Source organism: Nonomuraea sp. NPDC049158, from assembly GCF_040648335.1.
GTDB lineage: Bacteria > Actinomycetota > Actinomycetes > Streptosporangiales > Streptosporangiaceae > Nonomuraea.
The window spans coordinates 1-25,629 of the sequence record NZ_JBEZDM010000014.1; the positions used below are offsets into that span (position 1 = coordinate 1).

General features: G+C 71.5%; 21 protein-coding genes and 1 pseudogene. 10 read left to right on the forward strand and 12 right to left on the reverse strand.

The window, feature by feature from the left end:
- From AB0B61_RS28390 to AB0B61_RS28430, 9 genes and pseudogenes are all read left to right on the forward strand, one after another.
- A pseudogene (locus tag AB0B61_RS28390) lies at window positions 1–493 on the forward strand (MFS transporter); the annotation flags it as partial.
- A 147-nt stretch (window positions 494–640) separates the two neighbouring features.
- Complete coding sequence (gene ligA / locus AB0B61_RS28395; protein ID WP_358437854.1) at window positions 641–2,737, forward strand: NAD-dependent DNA ligase LigA; 2,097 nt, start codon at window positions 641–643, stop codon at window positions 2,735–2,737.
- Window positions 2,738–2,878: 141 nt separating this feature from the next.
- Window positions 2,879–4,189: an MFS transporter gene (locus tag AB0B61_RS28400; RefSeq protein ID WP_358437857.1), complete on the forward strand. Its 1,311-nt coding sequence runs from the start codon at window positions 2,879–2,881 to the stop codon at window positions 4,187–4,189.
- On the forward strand, window positions 4,182–6,218 hold the full coding sequence (locus AB0B61_RS28405; RefSeq protein ID WP_358437860.1) for a molybdopterin-dependent oxidoreductase: 2,037 nt from the start codon (window positions 4,182–4,184) through the stop codon (window positions 6,216–6,218). Before AB0B61_RS28400 ends, AB0B61_RS28405 begins: the two co-directional genes overlap by 8 nt.
- Window positions 6,215–7,609 carry an FAD-dependent oxidoreductase gene (locus tag AB0B61_RS28410; RefSeq protein WP_358437863.1) on the forward strand — a complete coding sequence of 465 codons (1,395 nt, stop codon included), beginning with the start codon at window positions 6,215–6,217 and terminating at the stop codon, window positions 7,607–7,609. Before AB0B61_RS28405 ends, AB0B61_RS28410 begins: the two co-directional genes overlap by 4 nt.
- Window positions 7,606–10,038: a nitrite reductase large subunit NirB gene (gene nirB, locus AB0B61_RS28415; protein WP_358437866.1), complete on the forward strand. Its 2,433-nt coding sequence runs from the start codon at window positions 7,606–7,608 to the stop codon at window positions 10,036–10,038. Before AB0B61_RS28410 ends, nirB begins: the two co-directional genes overlap by 4 nt.
- Window positions 10,035–10,364, forward strand: coding sequence for a nitrite reductase small subunit NirD (nirD, locus tag AB0B61_RS28420; RefSeq protein ID WP_225289070.1), 330 nt, complete (start codon window positions 10,035–10,037; stop codon window positions 10,362–10,364). The genes nirB and nirD overlap by 4 nt, the downstream gene beginning before the upstream one ends.
- A gap of 383 nt (window positions 10,365–10,747) precedes the next feature.
- Window positions 10,748–11,326, forward strand: coding sequence for a nuclear transport factor 2 family protein (locus AB0B61_RS28425; RefSeq protein ID WP_358437868.1), 579 nt, complete (start codon window positions 10,748–10,750; stop codon window positions 11,324–11,326).
- A gap of 118 nt (window positions 11,327–11,444) precedes the next feature.
- The gene (locus tag AB0B61_RS28430; protein WP_358437870.1) at window positions 11,445–12,083 is read left to right on the forward strand and encodes a class I SAM-dependent methyltransferase; all 639 of its coding nucleotides are present in this window, start codon (window positions 11,445–11,447) and stop codon (window positions 12,081–12,083) included.
- Window positions 12,084–12,153: 70 nt separating this feature from the next.
- Here AB0B61_RS28430 and AB0B61_RS28435 read toward each other — a convergent pair whose 3' ends face one another.
- Both AB0B61_RS28435 and AB0B61_RS28440 read right to left on the reverse strand, forming a co-directional pair.
- A complete protein-coding gene (locus tag AB0B61_RS28435) occupies window positions 12,154–12,813 on the reverse strand; it encodes a FadR/GntR family transcriptional regulator (RefSeq protein WP_357940550.1) in 660 nt (219 codons plus the stop codon).
- 81 nt (window positions 12,814–12,894) lie between these two features.
- Window positions 12,895–13,536: an excalibur calcium-binding domain-containing protein gene (locus AB0B61_RS28440; RefSeq protein WP_358437872.1), complete on the reverse strand. Its 642-nt coding sequence runs from the start codon at window positions 13,534–13,536 to the stop codon at window positions 12,895–12,897.
- A 186-nt stretch (window positions 13,537–13,722) separates the two neighbouring features.
- On the opposite strand from AB0B61_RS28440, the gene AB0B61_RS28445 reads away from it, so the two are divergent.
- The gene (locus tag AB0B61_RS28445; protein WP_358437875.1) at window positions 13,723–15,639 is read left to right on the forward strand and encodes a Xaa-Pro dipeptidyl-peptidase; all 1,917 of its coding nucleotides are present in this window, start codon (window positions 13,723–13,725) and stop codon (window positions 15,637–15,639) included.
- A gap of 43 nt (window positions 15,640–15,682) precedes the next feature.
- On the opposite strand, the gene AB0B61_RS28450 is transcribed toward AB0B61_RS28445, so the two are convergent.
- From AB0B61_RS28450 to AB0B61_RS28495, 10 genes are read right to left on the reverse strand one after another with little or no spacing between them, the layout of a single operon-like run.
- Window positions 15,683–18,400 (reverse strand): hypothetical protein, encoded by a 2,718-nt coding sequence (locus tag AB0B61_RS28450; protein WP_358437878.1) that lies wholly within the window; start codon window positions 18,398–18,400, stop codon window positions 15,683–15,685.
- Window positions 18,401–18,438: 38 nt separating this feature from the next.
- Window positions 18,439–19,416, reverse strand: a complete 978-nt coding sequence (gene hemB / locus AB0B61_RS28455; protein ID WP_358437880.1) for a porphobilinogen synthase — start codon at window positions 19,414–19,416, stop codon at window positions 18,439–18,441.
- A gap of 5 nt (window positions 19,417–19,421) precedes the next feature.
- The gene (locus AB0B61_RS28460) at window positions 19,422–20,222 is read right to left on the reverse strand and encodes an aspartate/glutamate racemase family protein (RefSeq protein ID WP_358437883.1); all 801 of its coding nucleotides are present in this window, start codon (window positions 20,220–20,222) and stop codon (window positions 19,422–19,424) included.
- Between the two features lies 1 nt (window position 20,223).
- Window positions 20,224–21,414 (reverse strand): FAD-dependent oxidoreductase, encoded by a 1,191-nt coding sequence (locus AB0B61_RS28465; protein WP_358437885.1) that lies wholly within the window; start codon window positions 21,412–21,414, stop codon window positions 20,224–20,226.
- Window positions 21,411–22,139, reverse strand: coding sequence for a hypothetical protein (locus tag AB0B61_RS28470; RefSeq protein WP_358437887.1), 729 nt, complete (start codon window positions 22,137–22,139; stop codon window positions 21,411–21,413). Before AB0B61_RS28470 ends, AB0B61_RS28465 begins: the two co-directional genes overlap by 4 nt.
- Window positions 22,136–22,525, reverse strand: coding sequence for a hypothetical protein (locus AB0B61_RS28475; protein WP_358437890.1), 390 nt, complete (start codon window positions 22,523–22,525; stop codon window positions 22,136–22,138). Before AB0B61_RS28475 ends, AB0B61_RS28470 begins: the two co-directional genes overlap by 4 nt.
- Window positions 22,525–22,722 carry a hypothetical protein gene (locus tag AB0B61_RS28480; protein WP_225289082.1) on the reverse strand — a complete coding sequence of 66 codons (198 nt, stop codon included), beginning with the start codon at window positions 22,720–22,722 and terminating at the stop codon, window positions 22,525–22,527. The genes AB0B61_RS28475 and AB0B61_RS28480 overlap by 1 nt, the downstream gene beginning before the upstream one ends.
- Window positions 22,723–22,753: 31 nt before the next feature.
- Window positions 22,754–23,113, reverse strand: a complete 360-nt coding sequence (locus AB0B61_RS28485; protein WP_358437893.1) for a hypothetical protein — start codon at window positions 23,111–23,113, stop codon at window positions 22,754–22,756.
- An 11-nt stretch (window positions 23,114–23,124) separates the two neighbouring features.
- Window positions 23,125–24,720 (reverse strand): MFS transporter, encoded by a 1,596-nt coding sequence (locus tag AB0B61_RS28490; RefSeq protein ID WP_358437895.1) that lies wholly within the window; start codon window positions 24,718–24,720, stop codon window positions 23,125–23,127.
- Window positions 24,717–25,376 (reverse strand): hypothetical protein, encoded by a 660-nt coding sequence (locus AB0B61_RS28495; RefSeq protein WP_358437898.1) that lies wholly within the window; start codon window positions 25,374–25,376, stop codon window positions 24,717–24,719. The genes AB0B61_RS28490 and AB0B61_RS28495 overlap by 4 nt, the downstream gene beginning before the upstream one ends.
- Window positions 25,377–25,629 lie beyond the last annotated feature (253 nt).

A 25,629-nucleotide genomic window follows, 5' to 3' on the forward strand; every position in this document is an offset into this window, starting at 1 on the left:
CGTCGCCGGCGCCTTCGCCGCCCGGCCGCTGGCGGCCCGGCTGGGCAGCGCGCGGGCCGTCCTGCTCGGCAAGGCCGGCCTGGCGCCGCTGGGCCTGCTGATCGCGTGCGCGGATCGCGGCGTCGGGTTGGTGCTGTTCGTGGCGGCCAGCATCACGATCATCGGGGGAATCGTCGCCGGGAACGTGATCTTCAGCGGGTTCACGCAGTCGTACGTGCCCGGCGAGCTGATGGGCAGGGTGAGCACCAGCATCCAGGTGGTCAACTTCGGCGCCATCCCGCTCGGCGCCCTGCTGGCGGGCACGCTGGCCGAGGCGTTCTCCGTGCGCGCGGCCCTGTGGGTGATGCTGGGTGTCTTCGCGCTGAGCGGCCTCATCCTGCTGGCGAGCCCGTTGCGGCGCCTGCGCGACCTGCCCACCGGCCGGATGCACACGCCCAGCGGCCGGATACGCGCGCGGGTCGGTTCGGCGGTCGGCTCGGATGTCCCGAACTGAGCGGCGTCGTGGCGTCCGCGAGGACCACCGGCCTGGCCGGGTGCGGCACGGCGCCGGTGAGGCGGATGCGGGCAGGCCGGTTCAAGCGCAGCTCAGGCCCCAGATCTTCGGCCCAGAATTGTCGGTGCCAGCGGGCATGATTGGACCATGAACGACGAGCCCCCGATCACACACCTGGCCGACGACACGGCCTACGCCGAAGCCGTCCAGCTTGCCGTCGACTCCGCCGCGGCCTACTACGCCGACGGCACCTCCACGCTCGACGACGACGCCTACGACCGGCTGGTCCGTGGCATCGAGGCATATGAGGCCGAGCATCCCGACCAGGTGCTGCCCGACTCGCCGACCGGGAAGGTGGCGGGCGGGGCGGTGGTCGGGGATGTGCCGCATACCGTGCCCATGCTGAGCCTGGACAACGTGTTCGGTGCTGAGCAACTGGCTGAATGGGCCGCCGGGCTGGAGCGGAGGCTGGGGCGGGCAGTGGCCGCCTGGAGCGTGGAGCCCAAGCTCGACGGCCTGGCGATCTCGGCGCGTTACCGGCACGGCCGCCTGACGCAGCTGGTGACCCGGGGAGACGGCGTCGCCGGCGAGGATGTCTCCCACGCCATCGGCACCATCGTCGGCCTGCCCGACCGGCTGGCCGAGGCGGTCACGGTGGAGCTGCGCGGTGAGGTGATGATGACCGCCTCGCAGTTCGAGGACGCCTGCGCCAAGCGGCAGGCGCATGACGGCACCACGTTCGCCAATCCGCGCAGCGCGGCGGCGGGCACGCTGCGGGCCCAGGACCGGCCGTACGTCTGCGAGCTGACGTTCTTCGGCTACGGCGCGCTGCCCCACCCCGACGACGGCTCCGAGCCGGCCGTGCGCCTGCGCGAGCTGCCGCACAGCGAGGTCATGGCTTGGGTGGCCGGGCAGGGAGTGCAGACCACGGCGGCCACGCCGGTCGCGGGCATCGTGGCCGAGTCGCTGGAGCAGGTTCAGGAGCGCGTCGAAAAGATCGCCGCCGTCCGTCCAGAGCTGCCGTTCGGCATCGACGGCATCGTGATCAAGTGTGATCTGGCGGTCGACCAGGTGGCGGCCGGGTTCAGCTCACGAGCGCCGCGCTGGGCGATCGCCTACAAGCTGCCCGCCACCGAGAAGATCACCAAGCTGATCGGCGTGGAGTGGAACACCGGCCGCACCGGCATCATCGCCCCCCGGGCCGTGCTGGAGCCGGTGGAGCTCGACGGCAGCACCGTCACCTACGCCACCCTGCACAACGTCGCCGACATCACCCGCCGCGGCTTGATGCTCGGCGACAGCGTGACCGTCTACAAGGCGGGCGACGTCATCCCGCGCGTGGAGGCCCCGGTGGTGCACCTGCGCACCGGCGACGAGCGGCCGATCGAGATCCCGCAGGTCTGCCCGTCGTGCGGTGACGCCATCGACACCTCGCAGGAGCGCTGGCGGTGCGTGCGCGGGCGCCAATGCCGGGCGATCGCCTCCATCGCCTACGCCGTCGGCCGTGACACCCTCGACATCGAGGGCCTCGCGGAAAACCGGATCCAGCAGATGCTCGACGCCGGTCTGATCGTCGACTTCGCCGACCTGTTCTTCCTGACCCGCGAGCAGTTGCTCGACCTGGAGCGGATGGGCGAGACGAGCACCGACAACCTGCTGGCCGCCATCGAGCGGGCCAAGGGGCAGCCGCTGAGCAGGGTGTTCTGCGCGCTGGGCGTGCGTGGCACCGGCCGTTCCATGAGCCGCCGCATCGCCCGCCACTTCGCCACCATGGACCACATCCGGGCGGCCGACGCGGCGGCGATCCAGCAGGTGGAGGGGATGGGGCCGGAGAAGGCGCCGGTCGTGGTGGCCGAGCTGATCGAGCTCGCGCCGCTCATCGACAAGCTCGGCAAAGCCGGGGTGAGCATGACCGAGCCCGGAGCCACGCCGCCCGCTGAGGGCGAGGCATCGGCCGCAGAGGGTGCGGCATCGGCCGAGCTGCCGCTGGCCTCGATGTCCGTGGTCGTGACGGGCACGATGACCGGACCGCTGGCGGAGCTGACCCGCAACGAGGTCAACGAGCTGGTCGAGCGTGCCGGGGGCAAGTCGTCGTCGAGCGTCTCAGCCCGGACGTCACTCCTGGTAGCCGGGGAGAAGGCGGGGTCGAAGCGGGCCAAAGCCGAGCAACTCGGGGTGCGGATCGTCACCCCTGAGGAGTTCGCCGAGCTGGTCGCCGCCTACACCAGCAAAAGTCTGGATTAACAGCAGGTTTCCGCCGTGACACATGTTGATTGCTCGTTACGCCAGTGAGTTACATGTAACGAACGCACAGCCACGGATTGTCAAAGTGCGTAACGCGCGATTCCTACATTCGAGTCCTCGCCACCGAGTGTAGGAGGAACGATGGCGCGCTGGATCGCCGAGTGGCACCCCGACGACAAGGCCTTCTGGGAGAGCACCGGCAAGCGGATCGCCCGGCGCAACCTCGCCTTCTCGATCCTGGCCGAGCACCTCGGGTTCACGGTGTGGACGCTGTGGAGCATCGTGGCCGCCAAGATGGGCGCCTACGACTTCTCCACCGACCAGCTCTTCTGGCTGGTGGCGCTGCCCAACCTCATCGGCTCCGTGCTGCGCGTGCCCTACACGTTCGGGCCGGCCAGGTTCGGTGGCGCCACCTTCACCACGGTCAGCGCGTTGCTGCTGGTCATCCCCGCGGTGCTGCTCGGGCTGGCGGTCAGCGACCCGGGCACGCCGTACTGGATGTTCCTGGTGATCGCGGCGCTGGCCGGGGTCGGTGGCGGCAACTTCGCTTCCAGTATGGCGAACATCACCTACTTCTACCCGCGCTCGCGCCAAGGCGTGGCGCTCGGGCTGAACGCGGCCGGCGGCAACATCGGGGTCAGCTCCGTGCAGCTGGTCATGCCGCTGGTGATCGGCGGGTTCGGGCTGGCCGCCGCCGGGTGGTTCTGGGTGCCGCTGGCCGTCGTGGCCGCCGCCTGCGCGTGGTTCTTCATGGACAACCTGTCGAGCGCCAGGGCCAAGCCGCGCGAGCAGCTGGCGGTGGCCGGGCGGGCGCAGACGTGGATCATGTCGTTCCTGTACATCGGCACGTTCGGCTCGTTCATCGGCTACTCGACGGCCTTCCCGCTGCTGGCCAAGAGCCTGTTCCCCGGCTCGCCGTGGGCGGCGGTGGCGTTCGTCGGCCCGCTGCTCGGCTCCCTGATCAGGCCGGTGGGCGGCTGGCTGGCCGACAAGAAGGGCGGCGCGCCGGTGACCCTGTGGAACTTCGCCGCCATGGGCGTCGGCGTGGTCCTGGTCTGGCTCGGCAGCACCTCGGGCGACTTCTGGCTGTTCTTCCTGGCCTTCCAGATGCTCTTCCTCACGGCGGGCGTCGGCAACGGCTCCACCTACCGGATGATTCCCGCGATCTTCCAGGCCAAGGCGGTGGCCGAGCGCGGCAGCGGCGAGGAGGCCCTGATGTACGGCAAGCGGCAGGCGTCGGCCGCCATCGGGATCATCTCCGCGGTCGGGGCGCTCGGCGGCTTCCTCATCAACCGCGCGTTCGGCATGTCGTTCGCCGAGACGGGCAGCCCGGCCACCGCGTTCGTCGGGTTCGGCGCCTTCTACGTGGCCTGCTTCGCGCTCACCTGGTGGTGCTACACGCGCAAGGTCGGCGTCTCGCTGGTCGGCAGTCTGGCCCACGCTCGTGTCTGAGGACCTCGGCACGCAGACCCACTGCCCGTACTGCGCCCTCCAGTGCGGCATGACGATCACCGCCACGGGGACCGACATCACGATCACCCCGCGCACCGATGTCCCGGCCAACTCCGGCGGCGCGCTGTGCCAGAAGGGCTGGACGGCGGCCGACCTGCTGACCAACGGCGAGCGCCTGACCACGCCGCTGCTCCACGGCCGGCCCGTGGCCTGGGACACCGCCCTCGACTACGTCGCCGACCGGTTGACCGCCATACGCGCCGTGCACGGCCCCGACGGGGTGGCCGTGTTCGGCGGCGGCGGGCTGACCAACGAGAAGGCCTACCAGCTCGGCAAGTTCGCCAGGGTCGCGCTCGGCACCAGCCAGATCGACTACAACGGCCGCTTCTGCATGTCGTCGGCCGCGGCCGCCTCGCTCAGGGCGTTCGGGCTGGACCGCGGCCTGCCGTTCCCCATCACCGACCTGGCCGAGACCGACGTCGTCCTGCTGGCCGGCGGGAACGTCGCCGAGACCATGCCGCCCTTCGTCCGCCACCTGACCGGGCCGCGGCTCATCGTCATCGACCCCCGCCGCACCGCGACGGCCAAGCTGGCCTGGCTGCACCTGCAGCCCACGCCGGGCACCGACCTGGCGCTCGCCCTCGGGCTGCTGCACCTGGTCATCGCCGAAGGGCTGGTCGACGAGGACTACGTCGCCGCCAGGACCTCGGGTTTCGAGCAGGTACGCACCTCGCTCGCGTCCTGGTGGCCCGAGCGGGTCGAGCGCGTCACCGGCGTGCCGGTGGCCAGGATGCGCGAGGCCGTACGCGCGCTCGCCTCGGCCGGCCGGGCCGCCGTGCTCACCGGGCGGGGGGCCGAGCAGCACGCCAAGGGCACCGACACCGTCACCGCGTTCATCAACCTGGCCCTGGCGCTGGGACTGCCCGGCCGCCCCGGCTCCGGGTACGGCTGCCTGACCGGGCAGGGCAACGGCCAGGGCGGCAGGGAGCACGGTCAGAAGGCCGACCAGCTGCCCGGCTACCGCAAGATCGACGACCCGGCCGCCCGCGAGCACGTCGCCGCGGTCTGGGGCGTACGACCCGATGAGCTGCCCGGCCCGGGACGCTCGGCCTACGAGCTGCTCGACGCGCTCGGGACGCCCCAGGGGCCGCGCGCCCTGCTGGTCTTCGGCTCCAACCCGGTGGTCTCCGCGCCGCGCTCCGCGCACGTGACCGAGCGGCTCGACGCCCTCGACCTGCTGGTGGTCTGCGACATCGTGCTGTCGGAGACGGCCGCGCGGGCCGACGTGGTCTTCCCCGTGACGCAGTGGGCCGAGGAGACCGGCACGATGACGAACCTCGAGGGCCGGGTTCTGCTGCGCCGCCAGGCCGTACCCGCTCCCGAAGGGGTCAGGAGCGACCTGGAGATCATCCGGGAGCTGGCCGGCCGGCTCGGTCACCGGTTCTCGGCCGAGCCGCGGGAGGTGTTCGAGGAGCTGGGCCGCGCCAGCGCGGGCGGGGCGGCCGACTACGCGGGCATCACCTACGAGCGGATCACCGAGGAGACCGGCGTGTTCTGGCCGTGTCCGTCGGCGGACGACCCCGGCCGGCCGCGCCCGTTCCTCGACTCCTTCGCCACCCCCGACGGCCGCGCCAGGTTCGTGCCCGTCGAGCACCGGCCCGCGGCCGAGGAGCCCGACGACGACTACCCGGTCTACCTGACCACGGGCCGCGTGCTCGCCCAGTACCAGAGCGGCGCGCAGACCCGCAGGATCGCCGCCCTGACCAAGGCCGCGCCGGAGCCGTACGTCGAGCTCCATCCCGACCTCGCCGAACAACTGGCCATCACCGCCGGAGACGTCGTCCGGGTGCTCAGCCGGCGGGGCGAGAGCACGGGGGTCGCCAGGGTCAGCGACGCGATCAGGCGCGACACCGTCTTCATGCCGTTCCACTGGGAGGGAGCCAACCGTCTGACCAATCCCGCGCTCGATCCGTCATCGCGGATGCCGGAGTTCAAGGTCTGCGCCGTCAGGGTGGAGAAGGTCGCATGAGGCTCGTCGTAGTGGGGAACGGAATGGCCGGATCGCGGCTGGTCGGCGAGGTGCGGGCACGTGATCCGCACATGCCGGTCACCGTGTTCGGCGCCGAGACCTGGCAGCCCTACAACCGGGTGCTGCTGTCCAACGTCCTGGCCGGGAGCTCGGGTCCCGACCAGGTGCGGCTGCTCGACCCGAGCTGGTACGCCACGCACGGGGTCGAGGCCGTCTTCGGCACCGAGGTGGTGCGCGTCGACCGGAGCGCCCAGACGGTGATCACCGCCGATGGGCGGAGCACGCCGTACGACGTGCTGGTCCTGGCCACCGGCAGCGAAGCGATCGTCCCGCCGGTGCCGGGAGCCGAGCTGGCGATCCCGTTCCGCACACTCGACGACTGCCACCGCATCCTGGCGGCGGCCGAGCACGGACGCAGGGCGGTGGTGGTCGGCGGCGGCCTGCTCGGCATCGAGGCCGCGCGCGGGCTCGCCGGGCGCGGCCTGCCCGTGACGCTGCTGCACCTGGCCGGCCACCTGATGGAGCGGCAGCTGGACGCCGAGGCCGGGCTGGTGCTCGGCGAGACGCTCACCGGGCTGGGCGTGGACATCCGCACCGGCGTGACGGCCGAGGCGATCCTGGAGGAGGGCGTGCGGCTGGCCGACGGCGAGCTGGTCGAGGGCGACCTCGTCGTGCTGGCCTGCGGCGTGCGGCCCATGACGGCCCTGGCCAAGGAGTCGGGCCTGAATGTACGGCGCGGCATCGTCGTGGACGACGAGATGCGTACCGAGGACCCGGCGGTGTTCGCCATCGGCGAGTGCGCCGAGCACGACGGCACCGTCTACGGCCTGGTCGCCCCCGCCTGGGAGCAGGCGTCCGTCGCCGCGGAGATCATCACCGGCGGCAAGGCGCTCTACCGGGGCTCGCGGCTGGTGACCCGGCTCAAGGCCAGGAGCGTCGAGCTGGCCGCGATGGGCGAGACCCACCTCACCGAGGAGCACGCCGAGGTGGTGCGCTTCACCCACCGGGCCCGCGGTACCTACCGCAAGCTCGTCATCCGCGACGGCCGGCTGGTCGGCGCGATCCTGCTGGGCGACACCGACGCCGTCGGCACGCTCACCCAGCTGTTCGACCGCGGCGGGCCGCTGCCGGGCGATCGGGCGGGGCTGCTGTTCCCCGGCCTGGGGGCGGTCACCGTGGCCGACAGCCCGGTGCTGATGCCCGACGCGGCGAAGGTCTGCCAGTGCAACAACGTGACCAAGGGCCAGATCAGGGCGTGCTGGGAGGCCGGCGCGCGGGACGTGGCCGGAGTGGCGGCCGCGACCAGGGCCACGACCGGGTGTGGGACGTGCCGGGATGCCGTGGAGGGCATCGTCGGCTGGCTGTGTGAGCAGGAAGGGATCTCGGCATGAGCAAGATCGTTGTCGTCGGTTACGGACCCACCGCCCACCGGCTCGTCGAAACGCTGCACGAGCGGGGCTTCGGCGGCCAGGTCACGGTCATCGGCGAGGAGCCCCGCCCCGCGTACGACCGGGTGGCGCTGACCTCCTACCTGTCGGGGACCAGCGTCGAGGATCTCACCTACCCGGTGCCGCCGGGCACGGTGACCAGGCTCGGCGGGCGCGTCACCGGGATCGACCGCGCGGCCCGCACGGTCACGCTGGCCGACGGGTCGGCCGAGCCGTACGACGTGCTCGTGCTGGCGACCGGGTCGGCGCCGTTCGTGCCGCCGGTGCCGGGCGCGGAGCACGCCTACGTCTACCGGACGATCGACGACCTCGACGCGATCAGGATGGCCGCCAAGGACGCGACCGAGGGCGTGGTGGTCGGCGGCGGGCTGCTCGGCCTGGAGGCCGCCGACGCGCTGCGCGGGCTCGGGCTCAAGACGCACATCGTGGAGATGAGCCCCTGGCTGATGCCCCGGCAGGTCGACGAGGGCGGCGGCTCGGTGCTCAAGAGCCACATCGAGGGGCTCGGGCTCAGCGTGCACGCGGGCGCGGGCGTCAAGGAGATCGTCGCGGGCGAGCGCGGCGTCACCGGGCTGCGCAAGCCCGACGGAACGCTGCTCGACGCCCAGATCGTCGTCTTCTCTGCCGGGATCAGGCCGCGCGACGAGCTCGCCCGCGCCAGCGGGCTGGACGTCGGCGAGCGCGGCGGCATCACGGTGGACGCCGGGATGCGCACCTCCGACCCGGCGATCTACGCGATCGGCGAGTGCGCGCTGGCCGGTGGCATGGTGTACGGCCTGGTCGGGCCGTGCTTCACCATGGCGGAGGTGGCCGCGGACCGCATCCTGGGCGGGGCCGCCACCTTCGAGGGCGCCGACATGTCCACCAAGCTGAAGCTGCTCGGTGTCGAGGTGGCGCAGTTCGGCGCGATGGACGGGGCGCTCGACGTCACCTACATGGACCCGGTGGCCGGCGTCTACAAGAGGTTGTTCATCAGCGACGACGCCCAGACGCTGCTCGGCGGCATCTGCGTCGGCGACGCCTCGCCGTACGGGTCCCTGCGGCCCTTCGTCGGCAAGCGGCTGCCCGCGGCGCCGTCCGACCTGCTGTTCACCGGCTCGGGGGCGGAGCTGGACCTGCCCGACGACGCGCAGGTGTGCTCGTGCAACAACGTCAGCGCGGGGACGGTCCGCACCGCCATCGCCGACAAGGCGCTCACCGACGTGCCCGGGATCAAGGCGTGCACGCGGGCGGGCAGCACCTGCGGGAGCTGCGTGCCGATGCTCAAGCAGCTCCTGGAGAAGTCCGGGGTCGAGCTGAGCAAGGCGCTGTGCGAGCACTTCACCTACTCCAGAGCCGAGCTGTACGACATCGTCAGGGTGCGCGGCATCACCACCTTCTCGGAGCTGGTCTCCGCGCACGGGCAGGGCAGGGGCTGCGACATCTGCAAGCCGGCCGTGGCCTCGATCCTCGCCTCGCTGCACAACGGGCACGTCCTCGACGGCGAGCGGGCGGCCTTGCAGGACACCAACGACGCCTTCCTGGCCAACATCCAGAAGAACGGCACCTACTCGGTCGTCCCGCGCATCCCCGGCGGTGAGATCACGCCGGACAAGCTCATCGTGATCGGTGAGGTGGCCCGCGACTTCGGCCTCTACACCAAGATCACCGGAGGGCAGCGGATCGACCTGTTCGGGGCCCGCGTCGAGCAGTTGCCGCAGATCTGGCGGCGGCTCGTGGACGCCGGGTTCGAATCGGGTCACGCCTACGGCAAGGCGCTGCGGACGGTGAAGTCGTGCGTCGGCTCGGCCTGGTGCCGCTACGGCGTCCAGGACTCCGTCGGCCTGGCCATCGACCTGGAGCTGCGTTACCGCGGCCTGCGCGCGCCGCACAAGCTCAAGTCGGCCGTGTCCGGCTGCGCCCGTGAGTGCGCCGAGGCCCGCTCGAAGGACTTCGGGGTCATCGCCACCGAGCAGGGCTGGAACCTGTACGTCGGCGGCAACGGCGGCTTCAAACCGCGCCACGCCGACCTGCTGGCGGCGGATCTGACCACCGAGGAGCTGATCAGGACGATCGACCGGTTCGTCATGTTCTACATACGGACCGCCGACCGGCTGCAGCGCACCGCGGCCTGGCTGGAGTCGCTCGACGGCGGGCTCGACTACCTGCGGCAGGTGATCATCGACGACTCCCTGGGGATCTGCGCCGAGCTGGACGCCCAGATGGAGCACCACGTCGCCACGTACGTGGACGAGTGGCAGACGACCATCGATGACCCGGACAAGCTCGGCAGGTTCGTGAGCTTCGTCAACGCGCCCGGGGTCCCCGACCCGTCCATCGTCTTCGAGACCGAACGCGACCAGATCAAGCCCGTGGAGGTGGCTGCCCGATGAGTGGTTGGATCCCAGTCTGTGGCTATCAGGGACTGCTGCCGGAGCGCGGGGTGTGCGCTCTGGTGGACGGCCGGCAGGTGGCCGTCTTCCGTACGTTCGACGGCACCGTCCACGCGATCGGCAACCTGGACCCGTTCAGCGGGGCGCAGGTGCTGTCGCGGGGGATCGTCGGCACCCGGCAGGGGGAGCCGACTGTGGCGTCGCCCCTGCACAAGCAGGTGTTCTCGCTGGTGAGCGGGGTTTGTCTGGATGAGCCGGAGTTCTCCGTCCCGGTCTATCCGATACGGGTGGAGGCCGGGCTGGTGCAGGTGGGTACGGGCGCCTAGCGGACGCCCGGGTCGCCTCTATGGTTCGGCCAATACGTCCGCCGGTGGGTACACGTGGGCGGCCTGATGTCCCACCGGCAGGACACAGCGCCGGTCGGAGTCGACGCTGGCGCAGCGCTCCGCGTCGTCGCGTTGCGGCAGGGGCTCGGGTTCGGGGGTAGTGCTCAGGATCGTCTCCAGGTGCGGCACTCGTTGGACGCTATCGGCGAGGCGGCGGCGGTTTGGTCGCGGCCCGGCAACGATCCAACCTCTGAACGATCTCATCAACTCCTGTGAAGGTTACTGTGAGCAATCCCAGGGGCTGAGGCGGCAGCTGGTAAAGGAGTCGTCCGAAGTGGACAAATGGCGCATTCGTGACGGCTTTTGCGGGGAATCACCCCGCTATGAGCACAAAATCCCAGGCCAGAGCACTCCTGCTGGCGGCAGTCGTCCCGGCGTTGCTCGTCACGGGCTGTGCCGCGGGCGGTAACGATATGCGACTCATGGGCGCGGCGGCATCGCCGATGCCCTCCGAATCAGGTCCGTCTCCCGCCGAATCGGACACGGGCACCATGAGCCCGATGCCGTCCGAGTCGGGCAACATGAGCCCCGAACCATCCGAGAGCGCGTCCATGGCGCCGATGACCACGCCGCGCGCGGCCGTAATGGCGTTCTTCGACGCCGCCAAGGCCGGAGAGCCGGACAAGGCCGTCGAGGTGTTCGCCACCGACGGAATGGCGGCCGTGGAGGGCAAGCCGACCGCACAGGGCACCGACGCGCTGACCACACTGTTCAAGGAGCTGTTCAAGGCGAAGATGATCGCCACGCACACCATCGACGAGACACGCATGATGGGCGATGTGGCCTTCGTCCGGACCACCAGCACCGAGGGCAGCGAGAAGTACCGGGAGTTCTTCCTTCTCAAGAAGTCCGGCGGTGAGTGGAAGATCGAGCGCTACATCAACAACACCGTGTCGGAGTGAGCGGGTCGGGTCAGCGCTCGTAAGCCCCTGACGGAACCAGTCCCCAGCGAGACCATGGCCGCCACAGTGGCGGCCATGGCCATGCGCGGTGGGCCTTGGGGCGACTTAGCGTGGGGGCATGCAGGATCTTTCGGCGTTTCAGCATCCGCGCTTCGCCCGCATGTACGAGCGGCTCAGCGCCGAGGCCGAGCGGCACGGCATGACCGGGCTGCGGCGCCGGTTGCTGTCCGGGCTCAGCGGCCGGGTGGTGGAGGTGGGCGCCGGAAACGGGCTGAACTTCCCGCACTATCCCCCGCAGGTCTCCGAGGTCGTCGCCATCGAGCCGGAGGACCGGCTGCGCGCGCTGGGGGAGCGGGCCGCGGCCCTGGCGCCGGTGCCCGTCACGGTGGTGCGGGGGCATGGCGGTTCGTTGCCGTACGACGCCGGGTCGTTCGACGCGGCCGTGGTGTCGCTGGTGCTGTGCTCCGTCCCCGACTCGGCCGTGCTGCTGGCCGAGCTGCGCAGGGTGCTCAGGCCAGGCGGCGAGTTGCGCTTCTTCGAGCACGTACGCTCGGCGAACCCGGTCCGGGGCGTGCTGCAGGATCTCATCACTCCGCTGTGGCGGTTGGTGGCCGGAGACTGCCGCCCCAACCGGGACACCGCGGCGGCGATCCGGGAGGCGGGGTTCGTGATCGAGGACGCCGACCGGTTCGTCCACCGGGCTACGCCGGGTTCGCCTGCCCTGACCCACATTCTCGGACTGGCCCGCAGACCCTAGCCGGCCGATCTTCGCCAGGCCGTCGTTCGCCGGGCCGTCGTTCGCCGGGCCGTCAGAGGCCGCTAGGTCGTCAGAGGTCGCGTTCCTGCTGGTCGAGGATGGCGACGGAGATCGCCACGGCGGCGCCGGGATCGCCGTCCTCGATCGCCCGCAGCAGCTCCTCATGCGACCCGTCGAGCACCAGCGCCGCCTGCTCCATGTGGCGGACGCTGTCGCGCAACGCCTCGCTCATGCTCCGGTAGAGGTCGCCGAGCAGCGGGTTGTGCGCCGCGTCCGCCACCCGCAGGTGGAAGTCGACGTCCGCGTCGGCGAACGCGTCCACGTCGCCCGCCCGACCGGCCGCGTCCCGCCGGACGAGCGCCTCCCGCAGGCCGGTGAGATCCTCTTCGGTCCGCTTCCCGGCGGCCAGCCGGGCGGCCACCATGTCGAGGCCGCGCCGCACGTCGATGATGTCCATCGCGGCCGCCTTGGCCAGCCGCCTGCCCAGCGCGACCTGCGACTCGTCGACCGCTGTGACGTAGGTGCCGTCGCCCTGGCGGGTGGTCAGCAGCCCGGAGTGGGCCAGCACGCGTACGGCCTCCCGCACCGAGAGCCGGCTCATGCCAAGGGTCTCCGCGAGCCGGAGCTCGGACGGGATCTTCGTCCCCACCGGCCACGCGCCGCTGGTGATCTCCCCCCGGAGCTCCTCGATCGCGGCGTCCACGAGGGAGGTCCGCGCCACGTTTCGCATGAGCCGTTCGCCGATTCTCAGTGATTGCCTAAAGGAAACCGTATCCTAAGCGGCCGTCAGCTGATCGGGCATCGGCCGGGGTCAGCGCTCGCAGACGAGGCCGTCGCCGTCGCGGTCCTGGTACCAGGCGTACTCGGGGTCCACACCCTTCCGGTACGGGCCGTACCCGGCGGCGTTCGCCTCACCGCAGGTCCGGAAACGCTGGTCATTGCCGGTCGGGGCGGGGGTCGTGGTGCCGGTGTCGCACTTGCCGGACCAGATGCGCAGCTTCTGCCGCTTGGCCACGGCCTCCTCGCTCCGCATGATCTTGATGTAGCGGTCATTCGGTTTGACCAGGACCGCCTTCGCGTAGCCGTACCGGACGAGGTTGCGGTTGACGTGCACGCCCTTGGCGTTCCACACGTAGAACAGCCGGCGGCCGGAGCCGTCCGTGGGTTTCTTGTCGGCGACGACGTAGGCGAGCCGGCCGACCGGCAGCAGCGCCGCCGTGCGCTGGGTCGCGGCCTTGGCCCAGCACTGGCCAAGGGCGGGAGCGTCCGACTCCAGGAACACGACGCGGGTCTTCTTGCCGTCGCCGGTGGTGACGTCGATCGTGTCGCCGTTCACGATCTTGGCCACGCGTACGCTCATCGCGCCCTTCGGCACTCCGGCGGGAGGTCCGGCGGCGTACGCCGGAGCGGGAACGGCGAGCAGGACGACAGCGGTGAGGCTGATGATGCGCATGGGCCCTCCATGGGGTCGGGAAGGAGAGGACGCCTCATCGCTCACGGAGGTGCACTCACGTCACTGGCCGGATGCGGCCATATCCGCCCGACACGCCCCTGCATGTAGGCGCACCGGATCTTGTCAGGCCCCCTGCCGGGTGAGAGATTGCGGGTACTTTGGCGCCCATCGTCTCGGAGGACACGCGTGCCTCAATTACGCCCGGCCCTCATCGCCATCGCCCTCACCATGGCGATCGCGAGTCCCGCGCAAGCGGCCGCCGGACCCAGGATCACCGTTGAGAACGGCCGTACGCAGCCGGTCTTCTCCTACGCGGACGCCGTCCGCGAATACGTGTACGTCGAGTCGAGCGTCGACAGCGATTCCGACGGCCGGCTGGACAGAGTACGCGTCGACATCATCAGGCCCAAGGAGTCCGGTCCCCGGCTCAAGGTGCCGGTGATCATCGACGAGAGTCCGTACTACGACAACTCTGGACGCGGCAACGAGGCCGAGCGGAAGGTCTACGACGCCGCCGGTAATGTCACGAAATTTCCGCTCTTCTATGACAACTACTTCGTCCCGCGCGGCTACGCCGTCCTGAACGTCGACATGCTCGGCACCACCAAGTCCGAGGGCTGCCCGGACATCGGCGGCAAGGCGGACGTCCTGGGCGGCAAGGCCGTCGTGGACTGGCTGAACGGCCGGGCCAAGGCCTACCGCGCGGACGGCACCCAGGCCGTGGCCGACTGGACCACCGGCAAGGCCGGGATGATCGGCAAGTCCTACGACGGCACGCTGGCCAACGCCGTCGCCGCCACCGGGGTGCGCGGCCTGGAGACGATCGTGCCGATCTCGGCGATCAGTTCCTGGTACAGGTACCAGCGCTCGAACGGCGTGGTCTACAACTACGACTACGCCTCCTGGCTGGCCAACTACGTCGACACCGACCCCGAGGCCAAGTGCCAGGCCGTACGGGATCGCATGGACGCCGAGGACGGCGACGACACGGGCGACTACAACGCCTTCTGGGCCGAGCGCGACTACGTCAACGGCCTGCTCGGCGACGCCTCCAAGGTCAGGGCCAGCGTCTTCGTGGTGCACACCGCCAACGACCTGAACGTCAAGCCGGACAACTTCTCCACCTGGTGGCAGGCCCTGGCGAAGCGGAACGTACCGCGCAAGATCTGGGTGGGCCAGTACCAGCACGTGGACCCGTTCGACTTCGAGGGCCGCAGGGACGTGTGGGTGGACACGCTGCACGGCTGGTTCGACTACTGGCTGCAGGGCGTACGCAACGGCATCATGAACGCCCCGCGTGCCGACGTGCAGACCGGGCCGACGCAGTGGATCACCCAGCGCGACTGGCCGGCGCCGTTCGCGACGAACGTCCCGCTCCGCCCGGCCGCCGACGGCTCGCTCGGCCTCGTCGCCGCCCGGCGCGACGCCAGCGCGTCCTTCACGGACGTGCCGCTCGACGAGGAGGAGATGATCGCCGACGTCGGTACGGCCAAGCCGGGCCGGGTGGCGTTCACCAGCGGTGCGCTCCCGCTCGACCTGCGCCTGTCCGGCACGCCCACGGCCGACCTGCGGGTCAAGCTGGACAAGCCGGCCGCCAACCTGACCGCCCTGCTCGTCGACTTCGGCGAGGCGAATCGCGTCGACTGGGGGCGCGGCCAGGGCATCACGACGCTCGCCGAGGAGGACTGCCACGGCGACAGCACCGCCGCCGACGACGCCTGCTACCGCAAGGTGGCCACGAACACCGTAACGCGGCCCGCCGAGATCGTCGCCCGCGGCTGGATCGACGTGCAGAACCGCGACTCGCTCACCGCGTCGTCGCCGCTGCCGGTCGGGACGTGGGGCAGGGTCAAGTGGCAGACGCTGCCGCACGACTACACCTTCCGGAAGGGACACCGGATCGCCCTGGTGGTCGCGGGCACCGACTCGACGTACACCTCTGAGGCGGGCACGGGCGCGAACGTCACGCTCGACCTGGCCAGGAGCAGTGTGATCGTGCCGTTCACGCAGGGGGCGCCGCTGGTGGACGTGCCCAAGGACACGACCCAGTTCCGCGGACCGGCGCGGATCGACCTGCCGGAGCCGGAGAACTCCTTCTTCTAAGTCCTCGCTGTGGTGGCGGGCCCTCCCGCCACCACACGCGGGTTCATCCGGAGCCGGGCAGCGGCTGGTGCTGGGCTCCGTCGCCGCCGGTGGCGGGCCCGCCGCAGTTCGTCCAGTAGCCGCTGCCCTTGCCGTCGGACACGTACGATCCCTTGGCGTTGGCCACGGTCCAGGACAGGCGCAGGGTGAGTGTCCCGCTGCCGCGGACGAGGCCCGTGGTGCTCTGGCCGTCGCCGCTGGACGTGCCGGTCCACCGTACGGTGACCTTGCCGAACTCGGTGGCGGGCGGCCCCGGGCAGCCGGGCCGCGACGCGGGCGCCTGGACGCGGAACGCGTGCGCGGAGACCGCGATCCCCTTCGTGGCGGACACCGCGCCGATCTTGCAGCTTCCCGGACAGACCAGCCCGAATGATCCGGTACGGCGGGTGCCCAGGTTGATCGACGACGGCGACAGCCTCGCGACCGGCGGCCTGGGGTCGGCCAGGGCCACCTTCTGCGGCCGGATCTCGCCGGTCGCGGTGTCGCTGATCTTGGAGTCCGGGTTGGACGGCATGGCCGTCGGGGCCGCCGTCACATCGGTGGGTGGGGGGACCACTGTGGGGTTGAGCATGACGTTGGGGGCGCTCCCCGGCGGTACGGCCGGGGCGCTGCCGGGGCCGGACAGCTTGGTCTGCGTCGCGGGCATCTCGGGGCGGTGGCGGCTCTGGATGCCGGACCAGGCGAGGCTGGCCACCAGCATCCCGGCGCCGACGAGCAGCCCCACCGTGGCCACGGACCGGATGGAGAAGCGGCCGTCGGACTCGTACTCGCCCGGGCGGTTGCGCCAGAACTCGGTCTGCTGGTCGTCCTGACCGTTACGCCAGAACTCCGACCCCGGCTCGCCGTCCCCTGTGTCGCCGTCGGTGCTCTGGGTCGCGACCAGCAGGTCTCGGTGCTCGCCGGTGGCCATGATCAGGGCGTCTCGGAGCGTGGCCGCGGTCGTGAACAGGGCCTCCGCACGGGCATCCGCCGTCGTGGGGAACGGCTGGTCCCGGCGGGTGCCGGGTGCGGTGATCAGGGCGTCCCGCTGGGCGCTCGCGATCAGGGCGTCCGTAGCCGGGGTCGCGCTCTGGGCGACGGGGCGGGTGCCCGTCGTGGCGAATCGTCCGTTTCGGCCGGTGTCTGCGGTGGTGAGCTGTCCGTTTCGGTGGGTGTCACCGGTGGTGGTCTGGGCGTCCCGGTGGGCGTCGGGGGCACCCCGGCGGTTGCCGGGCGCGGTCGCCTCCCGGTGCGGGCTCGTGGTCGTGGCGTCCCGGCGGCTGCCCGGGGCCGATGGAGCCGGGCGGCTCCTGGTGGCGGGGGTGTCCCGGCGGGTGCCGCTGGCCGCGACGAAGACGCCCTGCCGGTCGCGGGCGGTGGCCACCAGAACGTCCCGCTGGCGATCCCCGAAGGGGTGACGACCACGCGGTCCGGCACCGGCCGGTCCACGATCGGCCGTTTCCGGGGGTGCCTGGCCGTTCGACGTGCCGTGTGGCGTCTGGCCGTTCGACCTGTCCGGGGGTGCCTGGCCGTTCGACGTGTCGCGTACGGGCGGGTCGCCGACGGGGACGCTCAGCACGGGAGGCCCGCCGATGACCAGCCCGGGCAGCCGCAGGACCGGTTCCGGCGGAGGGCTGGCCGGGGCGTCGCGCGGGGGAGCGGCAGGCGCTTCGCAGACGGGAGCGGCCAGGAGTCCGGGCGCGGACGGTCCGGTGGCCGGAGCGCGTCGCGGGAGGACCCCGGCGGCGGGCCTCCGGGCGAGCGGAATGGTGGTCTCGTGGTCGAGAGCCGCCGCAATCGCATCCGGATCGGACCGCTGGTGCGGGATGGCGGCCGGGGCGTCGCTGCGGGGCGGGGCAGGGGCGCGATGGCTCCGGTGGGGTTTGCGTTCCTGGCCGGCGGCAGCCGCGCCCGCCGCCGGCCAGGCGCTACCCCTGATCGCCGCCGTGGGGTCGGCGATCGGGGAGATCAACATCGGGGCGGCCTCGACCAGCCCCCGAACCTGCACGGGGAACCCGTCCACCCGCCACAGCTCGCCCGCGTCCGCAAGCGGCTGAGCCCACGTCAGGCGGTCGCGCAGCGTGGGTGGAGCGGTGGCGATGGGCAGCTCGCGCAGCAGTGTGGCCGCCACCACGGCCCGGGGCGCCGCCCGGCACGTGGGGCAGGTGGGGATGTGGCGGCTGATGCGGGCCCGGTTGCGCCGGGTGGGCGTCGTCGCCCAGGCCGTCACCTTGGCCGCGAGCTGGCCGCAACCGTTGGCCGCCCGGGCGGCGATGACGGCGGAGAACCAGCGCTCGACCCCGCGGGCCGCCTCGGTCACGATGGCGTCCACGTCCGGAGGCGTCACATCGAAGATCACGGCGATCTCCTGATGCGCGAGGCCGTGCCGTACGGACAGGTCCAGCAGCTCCCGCTGCGGGCCGTCCAGCGCGCGCAGGGCCTCGGGCAGCAGGTCCGGCATCCGGCCGGACCGTGACCACGAGCCGATGCTCGCCGGGCCGGCCACGGCCGCGCGATGCGCCCGGGCCAGCCCATAGAGCCACGGCCGCATCAGGGAGGAGTCGACGACCCGGTGCGTGTGGCCGTACGCCGACAGCAGCGCCCCGGCGACCGCCAGCTCGGCCTCGCCTTGGGCGAGTTCCGTGCGGCAATAGTCATAGAGGTGGGATCCGTACTCGTCGCACAGCTCGCGGATTTCCTCGCGTACGTCGTCGGTCAGCGTCCGCCACATCACCCGTGCCACCTCCTTGTACGTCGTACCCCGTCACTGAAGCAGAAGCCTCAGCCGGGTAACTGCTCCGCGATCTCCGTGGCCCAGTAGGTGATCACGCTCCCGGCGCCCGCCCGGCGGATCGCCGTGAGGCTCTCCCGGATGGCCCGGTCGCGCATGAGCCAGCCCTGGGCGGCGGCGGCCTCGATCGCCGCGTACTCGCCGGAGGTCTGGTAGGCGGCGACCGGCACGTTGACCGCGTCGGCCACCATGCGTACGACGTCCAGATAGAGGCCCGCCGGCTTGACCATCACCATGTCGGCCCCCTCCTCGATGTCCAGGAGCACCTCGCGCAGCGCCTCGCGGCTGTTGGCGGGGTCCTGCTGGGCGGTCGAGCGGGTGCCGGTCAGCCGCGATTCGACGGCGTCGCGGAAGGGGCCGTAGAAGGCGGAGTCGTACTTGGCGGCGTAGGCCAGGATCGCCACCCGATGGTGTCCGGCCTGGTCGAGCGCCTGGCGGACGGCGGCGACCTGGCCGTCCATCATGCCGCTCGGGGCCACCACCTGGGCGCCCGCGTTGGCCTGGGCGATGGCGACCTGGGCGTAGGCGCGCAGGGTGGCGTCGTTGTCGACGTCGCCGGTCGCGTCGAGGACGCCGACCTGGCCGTGCTCGGTGTATTCGTCCAGGTTGATGTCGCTGATCACCACTGTGGCGTCGCCGACCTCGGCGGCGACGTCGGCGATGGCCAGCTGCGCGATGCCGTACGGGTCCCAGGCGCCGTACCCGTCGGGGTCCTTGGCGGCCGGGATGCCGAAGATCAGCAGGCCGCCGACGCCGGCGGTGGCCGCGGCCGAGGCGGCCTTGCGCAGGCTGTCGCGGCTGTGCTGGACCTGGCCCGGCATGCTGGTGATCTCTCGGGGTTCGTCGAGTCCTTCGCGGACGAACAAGGGCTGGATCAGGTCGGCCGGGTGCAGCCGCGTTTCGGCGACCAGGCCGCGCAGGGCGGACGTGCGCCGCAGGCGGCGGGGACGGTCTGCGGGGAAGCTCATGGGTTCTAGCCTCCGATTACCTTGCCGAGAAAAACACGTTCCGCGTGCCTGACGGCGTCCGCGGGCGGGAGCCGGAACCAGTAGCCGGAGGTGCTGCGCGCGGTGATGTTGAGCCGGCGCAGGTGGCACAGGTGTTCGGCCGTCTTGACCGCCAGCCCGTCCGGGTCGATCACCGGCAGGCCGTGCAGTTCGTGCACCCCGAGGTGGACGAGGATCTCGTTCGGGATGCCTTCGGCGGGGACCAGCCACTGCGCCCCCGCGTCCGCCGCCCGCTTCGCGGCCTTCGTGTAGGCCGCCAGCAGCGGCCCGAAGTCCTCGGCCAGGGCCCGCTGGACGAGCGTGGTGCCGTCCTCCACCACCTGATATGAGGCCAGGTCGGCGCCCGCCGCCCGGATGTTGTCGGTGATGGGCTCGGCCAGATGCGGGATGAAACCGATCAGGCCCAGCCGGTGGCGTTCCATGCGCGCCGCCTGCCAGACCGCGTCGCCGTAGCCGACCACGGGGATCGACACGCGCGAGCGGGCGGCGGCCAGCCCGGGGTCCTGTCCCGCGCCGCTGATCCAGGCCACGCACCCGTCGCGTTCCGCCGCGACGGCCGTCTGCGCGAAGTAGTTGCCGAACAGCAGTCCCAGCTGCCCGTATCCGACCAGGTGCTCGGGCAGGTCGGTGCCGTATGTGTCGGCCGGCAGCGTGTGGATCTCCACCTCGGTGCCGGGTTCGGTGATCTTGGATAAGTGCTCGGCGTAGAGCTTGTCCAGCAGCGCGGAACGACCCTCGACGGTGTGTTTCTGGAACCAGATGCGCATGTCAGCCGTGCCTCACGTGATGGGGGGTCGGGCCAGATGGAACGGTGTCGAGCATCGAGGCTTGCGCCAGGTAGGCGCGGGTGGACTCCGGATCGCCGGCGATGGCGCGCAGTCCCGCCATGGCCGCCGCCAGTTTGGTGGTGTCCCGGTCCTGTACGCCGGCCACCCGCGCCTCGCTGCGCGGGATCACCCGGTTGACCAGTACGGTGCGCCGCCGCCAGGCCCACGCGTCCAGCGCGGCGGGTGCGGTGAACCCGCCGAGCACGGCCGCGAGCACCTGGCCGATCTCGACGGCGTCGTGGATGCCGGCGTTCATGTTCAGGCCGCCGGCCGTGGAGGTCAGGTGGGCGGCGTCACCGGCGAACAGCACCCGCCCGCACCGGTAGTCGCCCAGCACGCCGCGGGCCAGGCTGTAGCGGTCGGCCCCGATCACCCGGATCGGCGCCTGCTCGGTGGGCAGGGCGCGGAACAGCAGCTTGGCCACGTTCTGGGGATTGAGCGGGTCGCGGGTGTCGTGCGGGATCCTGATGATGATCCGCCAGTGATCGGGCAGCGCCAGCAGGCTGCACGACTGCCGGGAGTCGCGGATGTAGGTCAGCGGCGCCAGACCGGGCAGCAGCGCGTCGAGCGGCGAGTCGGTGAAGATCCGCAGCGCCTGTGTCGGATACTCCGAGCGGGGGAACGGCAGGCCGAGCGAGCTGCGGATGGTGCTGTGCGCGCCGTCCGCCGCGACCACGTAGCGGGCCCGCGCCCACGTGCGGCCGATGCGCAGCCGGACGCCCGTGCCGCCCTCGGCCACCCCGTCGACCGGGGTGCCGAAGCGCACGTCCGCCTCCGGGTAGGCCGACAGCGCCTCCAGCAGCAGCGCGGTGAGCGTGGACTGCTCGGCGTGCAGCCGGAACGGGTGCTCGGTCAGGCCGTCGAGGCTGCCCATCAGCATCTCGGCCAGCACCCGGCCCGCCCGGTCACGCCATTGCACCCGCTCCACCACCCGGCCGCGGGCGATCAGCGCGGTGGCGATCCCGAGCTCCTCCAGCAGGTCGAGCGTGGCCGGGTGGAAGGTCGAGGCGCGCGACTGACGGCCGAGACCAGGCTCCCGCTCCAGCACCATCACCGGAATCCCGGCGCGGGCCAGGGTGAGCGCCGCGGTCAGCCCGACCGGGCCCGCGCCGACCACGGTGACGCCGTTCATGAGGGCCGGCCCTGTGCCACCGGGCGGTGCGGCACCCGGCTGAGCGTGACCGGCTGCCCGGTCGCGTGCGCCAGCGCCCACCAGGCGCTGCACAGGTTCGAGGTGAGCAGGATCCGGTCGTTTCCGGCGCCCAGGGGGCCCAGCGCGGGCAGCGTGGACATCCCGGTGCCGCTGAACAGCACCACCGCGTCGGACGGCACCCCGGCCTGCTCCACCTGCTCGACCAGCTCGTTCGGCGTGACGTCGTACGGGGAGAAGCCGCCCTGCGCCCTGACCGGTATCACGCGGGAGACGCGCAGACCGGCCGCGGCCCAGAAGCGTTCGGCCAGTTCGGTGAGCCAGGGCTGATACGGCGAGACGAGCACGAACTCCTGCGCCCCGATGTGCTCCAGCGCCTCCCGCGTCGCCAGGGTCGCCGAGGCGAACGGGATGCCCGCCTCACCGCTCAGCTTGTCGCACCTCGCGCGATCTTCCTCGGGTGCGAACAGATATCGCGAGCCGCTGCACGCCATGACCAGTGCGTCGAGCGGCAGGTCGCCGAACGAGCAGATCATCGCGGGCAGGACCTCGTTGTAGCTCTCCAGCCGCTCCGCCAGGGTGAGGCCGGGGCGTACCGGGAAGCGGCTGACGTACATGTCGGCCCGGGACCCGAACAGGCGCGCCAGTTCGGGCTCCACCGACGGGTTCGCCGGCGGTACGAACACGCCGACCCGGCCCCGGCTCATCCCGCGCTCCCGGTCGGACCGAAGGCGGGCAGTTCCAGCGAGAACAGCTCACGTAAGGCGTCCGCGTAGCTCTCTCCCAGGGGGGAGTCGGCGTAGCTGGTCACCCGGCTGATCGGCTCGTACAGGAAGGCGTCGACCACCCGCTGGACGGCGTCCCTGATCTCGGCGCGGGCGGCGGCGTCCAGGCTGGGGGCACGGGAGGCCAGGCGGCCGAGTTCGGCGTCCGCGACGGCGGCCGCCTTGCGCTTCAGTGCTTGTACGACGGGGACGGTAGGCGGCACCGGCACCGTGGGGACCCTTCTGGAACCGTAAGGGCAGCGGAAGGACACCCCCAGAACGTTCTCGCCCTCGCCGGCGGTCGCCCTGCGGGTCAAGGTGGCGGTCATCAGCAACCCGACCAAGCCGCGGCCCAGAAAGCCGCCTCTCGACGCGCCCGTGCCTCGTCCCGGTCGGTGAGGACGAGCTGTATCTCGCCGCGCTCCACGCCTAGGAGATCCACCGCTGCCCCGATCACGGTATCGGCGAACTCCCGTTGCCTGTCGACTGCTAGTCCTGCTGGGGATTCGACCTGGATGGTGAGCATGAGTTCCTCCTGCGGAAGGAGCCTGGGGGGTTCAGGGCACGTGGTGAAGAACCTGGTCGATCACGCTGATCGCCTGGTCCGACACCTGCCGTATGTGGCGAAGACGGTGGACGGTGCGCGCCGTCAACTCGGGCGGGGTCTGCGGAGGCACGGCGGCCGCCTGGGTGGGGATGCTCTGCTTAGGTATGGCCTGCGTAGGGATGGCCTGGGTAGGGATGGTCTGGGTAGGGATGGTCTGCCGAGGGATGGTCTGTGCGGGGATGCTCTGGCGGGGGATCCTCGCGGGCTGTGTGTCGTCTGTATCGGGCGCCGCACTGGACGGCAGCACGTGCCTGGGCGAACGCACTTCGTAGGGGTGCGGGTACGGCCTGCGGGTCTCGTTCGCGAGCATGATCACTCCTATCAGCGCTGGTCAAGCGCCCGGAACTCGGACGGATCGCGGACACCGAAGCGGGCCAGCTCGTGCTCGGCCTCGCTGCGGACCTGGACGAAGCTGTCGCGCAGCTCGGCGAGCAGGCCGCGCAACACGACCAGCTCCGCCTCCGCTTCGCGCAGCGAGGGACGGCGTGGCCGGTTACTGGTGGCCGCGAGGGCCACGCGGATCAGCGCCGCGACGCCGAGCAGGACCGCCACCGCCAGGCAGGCCACCAGCACCGTGGAGAAGCCCGGCATCGGTCCGGCCAGCATGGGATGGTCGACCAGCACCGAGGCGCCGGCCACGCCGATGGCTCCGCCGAGCATCCGCGCGGTGTTGATCGCGCCGACCGCCGAGGCGTACTGGGTGGGGTCGGCGGCCATCGAGCCGACCATGAACGTTCCGGTGGACAGGAAGCCGAACCCGGTGCCCAGCATGACCGCGCCCAGCAGGCACCACAGGTTCGGGTGCGGCTGGGCCAGCATCAGCGCGCAGCCGGTGCCGAGGATGAGGGCACCGCCGTAGATGACGCCGTTGATGCCGATGCGCCGGCTGATGGGTGCGGCCAACGGGCTCGACACGATCATGGCGATGGAGATCGGGGTCAGCCAGAGTCCGATGGTGCTCGCGTCGAACTCGGCGTTGCGCAGGTAGAGCGGTCCCATGGCCAGCACGACGAAGGACGCGGCTCCGTACATGCAGGAGGTGGCGCCGGCCCACAGGAAGCCGGGACGCCGCCACAGGCTCATGTCGATCGCTCCGGCGCGATGCCGCCACGAGATCGCGATGGCCAGGGCCAGGAGCAGCCCGCCGCCGCCCGCGCACGCCAGCGTGCGCACGGAGGTCCAGCCCCACAGGCTGCCCTGGGAGATGGCCAGCACCGCTCCCGCGACCGCGCCGATCAGCAGGACCGCGCCGAACAGGTCGGGTACGCCCTGTCTGGTGCCGCGGTTGCGGGGCAACGCGGGGGTGAGCATCAGGAGCGCCGCCGCGAGTCCCGCGCCGGGCAGGTACAGGCCGCGCCAGCCGTACTCGGTCAGCAGCCAGCCACCGCCCGCCTGCAGGGCTAAGGCCCCGATGCCGGACGACGCGCTCCACAGCGCGATGGCGCCGGCACGGCGGTTGGCGGGCAGCTCGCCGAGCAGCAGCGCCAGCGAGGCGGGGAACATCAGCGCCGCGCCCACTCCCTGCGCCACCCGTCCGGCCAGGAGCAGGGTCCAGGAGGGGGCGGCGATGACCGTCGTCGCGCCCAGGCCGTACAGGGCCAGCCCGAGCGCGAGCACGCTGCGCCTGCCCAACAGGTCGGCGAAGCGTCCGGCGGTGGCGAGCAGTGCGGCGACCGCGGCGAAGTTGACCGTGCTCACCCAGGTGACCTCGGACAGCGGCAGGGCAGCCGCCAGGGGGTCGCGGCTGAGCACGGGGATCGCCAGCGTCGTCGCGGTGCTGTCCGCCATGATCGCGACCACCACCCCGGAGGCGACCAGCCGCAGTACGGCGAATCGCCCCCGGAGCCGGCGAGCCGGCGGCATCGCGGGCACCATCGTGGGACCGGCGACGCCCTCGCGGATGGGCGTCAAGGTCATCGCGTCGACTCCGCGTAGCTGAGTTCGGGCTCGACGGGGGCCGGGACGGGTTCGGCGGGAACCGGCGCCGGGCTGTTGTTCGGCACGCTCGCGGCGACGACCCGCTCGGACAGGCCGACATCGCGGCCGTCCACGCGGATCCTGGTCGGTACCTCGCCGCCGGCCAGCGTGAGGGCGACCTGCGTGGCCAGGCTCAGGTGCTCGGCACAGCGACGGGCCACCTTGGCCTCCAGGCCGGCGATCTGCGCCAGCCGCAGCCGCAGCGACTCCACGGTTGCGGTGCGTTCGAGGCCGTCGAGATCGGCGAGCCGGTCAGGCCAGCGCAGCGACCGGCTGATCTGCTCCTCCACCTCGAGAACGATCTCGTCGATGGACAGATCCCGGTCCTTCAGCGGGTTGGCGATCATGACCGCCATGACCGCGGTCTGGTCGAAGTCGGCCAGCCGGCCCCGCAGCGCCGAGGCGAGCATGCGGGCGCGGTGGTGCAGGCAGTCGGCGCCCCAACCGAGCACCAGCAGGCGATCGCCGCCGGCCTCCGTGTGCCATCCGGCGAGCCGCAGCTCGCGGGCCATCCGGTGTTGCACGCTCCAGCGGTCAGGGGTGTCCTCCACCCAGACCTGTACGCCGCCGAGTGGCAGCTCTACTACATGGATCACGTTCCTTTCAGGGGCCGCCCGAGCGCAGACGCGTCTGATCACGCTGGCCTGCGCGGGGGGAGCCGGATTCTTCGAGAACCAGGAACGGACCTTGGAATCGACGGAATCGACGGTCACGTCCGGCCACCTCCTCGCCGGAGACTCTCCAGAACCCTCCGGCTGTCAAGTCTCACTTACCACGATCAGTACGATAGTGGGTGTATGCGGCTCGTTGTGTCAACTGACAGTTTTCGTATATGTTGACCTCCCCCTG